1 protein-coding gene is annotated in these 282 nt (G+C 68.4%); it reads right to left on the reverse strand.

Annotated elements, in window-relative coordinates:
* A partial coding sequence (locus EJV47_RS27825; RefSeq protein WP_207896027.1) for a hypothetical protein occupies nucleotides 1-181 on the reverse strand: 181 nt, incomplete at its 3' end.
* Between the last annotated feature and the right edge of the window lie 101 nt (nucleotides 182-282).

Here is a 282-nt window from a genome sequence, read left to right on the forward strand (position 1 = left end):
TGGGCACGCTCACGGTATCGGCGGGGGTGGCGGCCGGCGCCCCAGGCTCGGGCGCGGCGGCCGGGCCCCGGTCGCGGCTGACGAGGAACCACGCGCCCAGTGCCAGCACCACCAGCACCGCCACGATGAGCGGCCAGGGGCTGAGCCGTTTTTTCTTTTGCTGAATGTTGATTTCGGCCATAGTGCCAGGTTGCAGACGAGCGGACCGCATGGGCTTGCCATACGCAGCCGGGGCCAAAATAGGTAGGCCGGCGCTAATCCTGCCGACCATGAGCCGGAACG

The organism is Hymenobacter gummosus, from assembly GCF_003970915.1.
Classification (GTDB): domain Bacteria; phylum Bacteroidota; class Bacteroidia; order Cytophagales; family Hymenobacteraceae; genus Solirubrum; species Solirubrum gummosum.